The sequence below is a fragment of the Propionispira raffinosivorans DSM 20765 genome (assembly GCF_000381065.1).
Lineage (GTDB): Bacteria > Bacillota > Negativicutes > Selenomonadales > Selenomonadaceae > Propionispira > Propionispira raffinosivorans.
In genome coordinates, this window is record NZ_KB905885.1 from 1 (window position 1) to 7341 (window position 7341).

The 7341-nt window shown below is 41.8% G+C and carries 3 protein-coding genes; all 3 read right to left on the bottom strand.

Features of this window, described 5'->3' with window-relative positions:
- Positions 1 to 136 (bottom strand): transposase (locus tag F606_RS21805; protein WP_019555614.1); only part of this gene is annotated, 136 nt, incomplete at its 3' end.
- Positions 137 to 440: 304 nt separating this feature from the next.
- Positions 441 to 866, bottom strand: a complete 426-nt coding sequence (locus F606_RS0119780) for a hypothetical protein (RefSeq protein ID WP_019555615.1) — start codon at positions 864 to 866, stop codon at positions 441 to 443.
- 10 nt (positions 867 to 876) lie between these two features.
- Positions 877 to 7281: a hemagglutinin repeat-containing protein gene (locus F606_RS0119785; RefSeq protein WP_154651229.1), complete on the bottom strand. Its 6405-nt coding sequence runs from the start codon at positions 7279 to 7281 to the stop codon at positions 877 to 879.
- Between the last annotated feature and the right edge of the window lie 60 nt (positions 7282 to 7341).

Sequence of the window (7341 nt, forward strand, 5' to 3'; positions counted from 1 at the left end):
ACTTTCTTAATATCCAACCAATATCTTTTTTAAGTTCTCCATAAATTTCCATTCGACGATATTTAGGCGCAAAAACAATATGATATTGACATCTCCACTTAGTATGTTCTAAACTTTGTATATCTTTATCTTGCACGATAAAGACCTCCCTGTTATTTTTTATGCGGTTGGCTAGACCTGCATTTATTGTAACAGGGATTTTTTTTCGACTAAAGTCAAAACCGTCGATTCCGCCGGCTAAGCCGGTGGTTTATTTCGAACAGTTAAATAAAACAACAGCGAGAGCAACACTATGTTCTTGATAGCCGTTGATCTCGCTGTTGTTTGGCTCATACGAAACAGCCATAGCCTTCATTTGTCACAGAAATAATCTAAACAAAAACTTTATTATATATTGGAGAAAGTGGATTTTTATATTCTTTAAACGCTCTTGTATTAACTCAAAAATTAGGTCCATCTCCACGATAATATATCCCTGTGCTAACTTTGTTATCTTTTGGTACTACTATAAATAGTAAATCATTTTTTTTGAAATTCATCTCACCATCTTTTGTTGTTTTTTCATACATCCATCCGTGTTTAGATAATTCTTCTTGATAGTATTTTTCTATTTGTTCTTTTTTCATATCAACTTCATATTGGGCACTGATCCATATTTGAGTAATTTTACTATATGTTTTCTTGTCTATTTCCTTTGCAGTCTTCGGAAGTTCTACATTTTCATATTCAATTTTCATATTTTCTTTTCTATCCTGATAAATCGAAGGATTAGCAATATATTCTCCTAAAAAAGAAAATAGTGGAATACTGAAACCAATTATAAGAAATATAGTAAACATAATTTGAAACTTACGAAATATCTTCATTATATTACTCCTAATCATCATTTAAATTGAACAAATATTTTACATAACGACCAGCGAATAAAGTTGTACCAATCGCGGTAGTTCCTGTAACTTCTGATGATACGACTCCAGAAGTCGATACCGAAGCAGTTACCTGAAGTCCAGCTGCGCCGCCTCCACCCAAAGACCATCCTTCTATTGCACTTTGATAATCTTCCCTATTTTCTTTAGGTGCATTAAAATCACCAAATCCATCTGTAACCTGCACTGGCGTGGATAAAGCAAACCCTCCATCAGCTTCAATCAATCCATAAACATTTCCTTTTCTATCCAATATATAGCCACAAGCGCCTCCTACAAATTTGATTGGCAACGATGCTCCATTCATAATAATACGATAATCATGCGTCATTTCATTTGGTGATGATAGCAAACCTTCTTCAATTAGATTATTTATATTGTCTTTTATCCCAGGTTTACACTTGTTTATAATCCAATCAACCATTTCATTGATATATTCCTCACCAAGAATATTGTTCTTTGTTCCACTAGCAGCAGTACTTGCTCCAGCTTGTACACTTCCATTTACTACGCTAGCAGCAGCAGCCCCAATAAGAGCACTTGCCCATTGATGAGCATCTGGATCTTTTATCTTAGATAATTCATTTTGTAAAGCTTCATTTACCCCCGCTCCAACTGCTCCTGATGCGAATCCACTTTCTCCTAAAGCGGACATCATTCCGCCCACTAATGCGTGAAGGGCAATTTTATTACTTCCACCTTCTTGCCACGATGCAAGGTCTTGCACTTTAGCCCTATATTGTTTTGCAATATGTTCATTTAGTTCTGCATTTGTCGTGTCACCATTTTTAAGAGCTTCCTGTGCTTTCTTCTCATAGGTATCTGCTAATTCTTTAGCAACGGTTCCTTCAACCTGTTTTTTAGCCGATAATTCACCAACTAAGTTATAAGCTACTTCTCCAAATATCTTTGTTAGTTCTTGTCGTTCTTGAACGGTTTTCTTGTCAAATATTTTTCCTAATTCATTCAGTGCTTTTTTTGTATCTCTACTTAATCCACTTAAATCTTGATTTGGATTACGTCTTACTTCTACTGTTCCGTTTGCAATAGCCGATTTCGTAGTACTACTAGCATCACCTTTTGCAGGAACACCTATATTTGGCGTTAATCCTTGGTCTTTTTTAGCAACATCTTTACCAGTTGCATAATTAACTCCGATACTACTTGCACTATAGTCCGCTTTATTCTTAATATCCGAATAACTCAACGTATCTGTACTAAGTTTGTTCTTGTCCGGCGTTGCATCACTGGAAATGACCGCACCTTTCAGGTCGGTATTTTTTCCTACTTCGATGTTAAAGCCGCCTTGTCCTGCATGGATTTCTGTTTGCTGTGTAACGCTTTGATAATTCGAATTAATCTTACCTTTGCTAGCAGAGCCGGTAATTCCCGCACCTGCACCGACCGTAATGGTTCCACCATAAGAACTGCTGGTTTCTTTATAGTTGTCTACAGCCTGCTGGCTTTCAAGGTTTAGATTCCGGCCTGCTTCGACCTTTACCGTTTCACCTTTTGCTTGTGCACCGACTAGATTTATGTCTTGCCCTGCTTTTACGGTCAGCGTATTTGCCGCGGTAACAGACGTATCGGTCTGTGTGATCGTGTTACCATTGCCGTCTGTGTTGGCTTTTGAACCGCTGGCAAAGAATCCTGGTGCACTCTTTGCACTCATTTCCACACCAACACCAGCTGAACTGCTGCTATTGGTTGTTTTCGTATTTGTCGTATTCTCTGCGGATTTCAGATTGACATCGCTGGCAGCTGTTAGTGAAATATCTTGGCCCTTCACATTGGAACCGACAATCGTTATATCACCATCTACCGCTTTACCTGCAGCGTCTTTTTTCCCTGTTCCTGCAGCGATAACATTGACATTGCCGCCAGCGGTTATTGTACTTTGCTGAACACTTACTTGCGCAGCGTCTGTTTCGCTTTGCTGTTTTGATGTCCCAATACTTACACTAACCTTCAAGCTATTATCTTTTGAAGCAGCTTTCGTTCCGTCCGGGGTTTTCCCCTTCAAAACGTTATTGGCTGCAGTTGCCGCTTTGTAGCCATACAGCGCTTTTAGGCGGCTGTCTTCCACTTGAGTGCTGCGCGTTAATGGTTGGTATACGCTATTTATGTTGTTAAGTGTTTGATTGCCAACAGAAACGCTTATACCACTTTGCGAAAATTTATAGGTTTGTTGTTCTTGATTACTATTATTTGCTGATTCGATTGTTACATTCTTACCTAGTATATTGGTGTCTTTGCCACTAATAATATCTGAAGCGATTACTTTCACATCGTTTCCAGCAGCAATATTCACATTACCATTCATCGAACCTACTGTACTGCCAACTTGTGTGATGTTTTGCTGTGCATCGGTCGTTGTTATCGACCTTTTCCCAATCGTAAAGCCTACACCACCACTAAATATACCCGAACTTGTTTCGTGGTAATAGTGATCTTCCTTACCTGTCTGTTGGGCGCTTGTAATATTGATATTGCCCTGCGCTGCCAAGTTGACGTCATTCGTACCCACTACATTACTGCCATGAACCGTAATATCTTTACCACTTTGGATATTGACCTGATCGCCGGATACGGTGCTGCCCTTTACTTGGTTCAGCAGTGAATAGTCTCGTGAATCTGACGTACTTGAGAAAAATCCATGACCACTGCTATGAAGTTCTTTTAACGATTCATGTTTCTCCATGTCATTTTGGATATCTACCGTTTTAGCAGCGGCAATGGTTATCACGCCGTTTTGGCTTGTCACACTACTGCCTGTAATACTAATATTTCCTTTATCCGCCGCACTGTTTAAAGCGGCAACGGTTGCATTCTTACCTGCCTGGAGATTGCTGCCGACTACTGTCTCGTCGATACTATGTGCATTGTAATGGTCCCCACGTTCATTGTAAGTCTCATTTTCTGTGTGAATATCCTTCACGGCATTCACCACAAGGTTACCCTGCGCAGCAACCGATAAGCCACTAAGTGCATTTACCTTTACGCCGCTCAAGCGGATATCGCCCTGACTTGCGACTGCTACATTGTTCCCGCTCAAAGTACTCGTGACGTTTTGGATATCGGTATAAGAGAAAGCTTGATTCGAAGATTTATCGGCTCCTTTGTTTTGAGAAACAACGGTTCCTACGATAAAATCATGTCCTGCATTAATCGCTGCATTGCCTACTGCAGTAATAGCTCCGCCTTGCAGTGAAATATCTCTGCCGGCAAGAAGCGTCAAATCACCTTGGGACTCAATCGTTGCTTTCGCCCCGATTACCGTATTGCTGCCTGTCCAGCTATGTCCACTGGCACTCGTACTGGCGGTCACTGCACTACTTGTTGTTTCATTTCTGATATCCCGTCCGGCAGCTACGAATACTTGACCTCCCGTAATCGTACCACTTTGGTTCAAAATATCATTGACTGCCACAAGGCTGGTTGTACCTGTGCCACCGATTTTTCCGCCATTTTGATTCAATAGATTATTGGCCTGAATGCTGGTTAGAACACCGCCTGTAATGGTACCACTATTGGTTAGGTTGCCTGAAAGCTTGAAATCCACCGTATCTGCTGCGATGAGCGCACCAGAGGATTTAAGATCTACCGTACTGGCTTTACAGAGATAGATCTGTGGTACCAAAACTTTTTCTTTTGTTCCATCAGCCAGCGTAACTTCGCGTTCTACCATCCACACCAAGTCTTGTGTCAAATTGGCAGCCTGAGCTGCTGTCAATTCCATTCCTGTAACTAAGTTCATCGATTTTGCCTGTGCTACGCCACTGTCCATTAAAGCTTTATATTCTGCATCACTGTTATCAAAGCCGGATAAATATCTTCTCCCGGTCATTTGTGTAATTTGATCATTTACCAGCTTTTGTTCATAAAAAGCATCGCCTAAACGTTTTTGTGTCATAGCTGGATCATAATTGAGTCGCTGCAACATATAGTCACTGGATATGAAGCTCTTGTAGTTGGCAAAGCGCGAATCCGTTTCCACCACATACTTAGCTGTAGGTTTTGAATCCATTTTATATAAACCACTTTGTGGGATGGTAAACGAAACCGCTCCATCACCTTTTGATACAGTCGCAGCTACGCTTCCATTTGCAGCTGCTGGAGCCGTTCCACTTTGCACCGCTGTCAAGACAGGAGTGCTTAGCTGCCCTGATGTAATACTCGTACTTGGTGCTGTCCCTGCAAACGTTGTACCCGAAATCGCAGTCCCGCCTTGTGCTGCAGGAACGGTTCCACTTTGCACCGCTATCAAGGCAGGAGTGTTTAGCTGCCCTGCTGTAATACTCGCACTTGGTGTTGTCCCTGCAAACGTTGTACCCGAAATCGCAGTCCCACCTTGTGTTACAGGGTTAGTTCCACTCTGAATTATTGTTTGCGCTGCAGTTCCAAGCTCTCCGGCACTAGCATTTAGTGCTGTTTTCCCTGCAACCGTTGGTTGGGCGCTACCGGAAACCGCTACACCACCGATCGATGGTGGAGTGATTGTCGAGCCAATTTGCGATCCTGTCGTACCGTCTCGTTGCTCAATATTACTCACATTATTGCCTGTTACTGAAATTGTTTTAGCAGTAAAAGTTGCTGGAATCCCTCCATCAATGTAGTTAGTTGCGGTGTAAGGACCGAAAGTCTTTGTACCACTGGAATCTTTAAGACGTGGTCCCTTAAGCCCTCCTCCTGTTACAAACCAGTCATGAAAAAATGATTGATCGGTAGAAGTTGCTGTTTGTTTCAAGCGATAGCCTTGATTTAGTAACGTGCCAATGTTCCCTATAATGCCATTGCCAACAGCAACTTGGCTATACTGGTTCGTAAACTGCCCGCCTACATTAACCCCCATATTTTGTCCTACACGAATTTGACCAAGTGTCGGCGAACTAATGATATGTTCCGTTTCGATTGTAGTATTAGTCGTTCGCTTCTCCTCTGGACTGCCTTTTGAATGATATGTATCCATAGTTCGTGTACTTTCTGGAGACAACTGTGTGTTTGGGTCATATCCCGGATAGAAGGAAATTACATAATCACCATTTGCATTCGTTTGTATGCTTTGGCAATATGCTGTCGTTTTTCCTGCTTCTTTACCTGTCCAAGTTGGAACCGAAACACTGCCTATGTCTTCACCGCGGTTAGAATTTCCCTGATAAGTACTAGTAATATCATTATAAATTAATTTTTTCTGACTAGCATCATAAGAAATAACATTGCTTTGTGGTACCGTAATAGAAAGTTTTAAATAGTATCCATTGTTACGGTTTCCCCACTGACCAGGTCCACCAAATTGTTTTGGACCACGACGCCGCTTCGGAAGATTTTCCTTCAGACTTGTATATATCACATGTGGAGCCATCGTTAGTACTTTACTCGTTTCACTCGTTGTCGTTCCCAGTACTGGATCACCACCAGCAAGATTCTCCACGTTCTCCGCTGCCAAATTGAGATTGCCATCCGCTTCAATCGTTGCTGCTTTATTGGTCACTAACTGTGTACGGTTGACAAATAACCCATTACCAGCCTGCTGATTATTGGCTGCGATATTAACATTCCCTAAGCTCAGTATGTTTGCACCATCTTGGTTAATTAAATGATTGCTCGTCCAAAAATTGATCGTGTCTGTGCCACCAATAATCGCACTTGCTCCTTGATTCGTTATATTCCCAGCACTCAGCGTAACCGTATTGCCTATAATGGTGGCATGGTTCGTCAAGTTCTGGCTTGCGGTCGTTATCTGATTGCCCTCAATCCGTCCATCATTGGTAATGTCTCCGCCAACAATTAGATTGGCCTGCCCCGCATTGATGGTGCCGCTGGCGGTATTACTCAAATTAGGAGCACTAAGCGAAAGAATACCATTCGCTTCTAAATTTCCTTGATTCGTAAAATCGCTGTGTACCGCCATGGTCAAGTTATTTTGCGCAACCATATGGTTATTGGCATTATCCACACTTCCCGCAGTAATGGCGAGATTTCCATTGCTACCAAGTAAACCCGCTTGGTTGTTTAGGTGCTGATTCGCAGTAATACTTAACGTGCCCGTCGTACCAGTATGGGTGATACTTCCGTTCGCATTATTGATATTTTGCCCACTAATAACAGCTCCATTACCAGCTTGCATTTTACCATTACTATTAAGCACATCCCCTGAAGCAACTACACTCAGACTACCTGCATACAATCTACCGTTCGTATTATCGACGGTTCCCTGGCTCGTAACACCTGCTTGGTTTTGTGCAGCAATAAGTCCGTTTTGATTGCTAAGATTTCCTGTATTTAAATACAACTGCCCGTTGGTAAGAAGCGTACCGCTTGTATTATCCAAGCTGCCTTGTGAGGTAAGTTTCATATCATTTGTACCATTCTGCTGGATACTACCGCCTCGATTGCTGATAGCCTGTGCGATAAG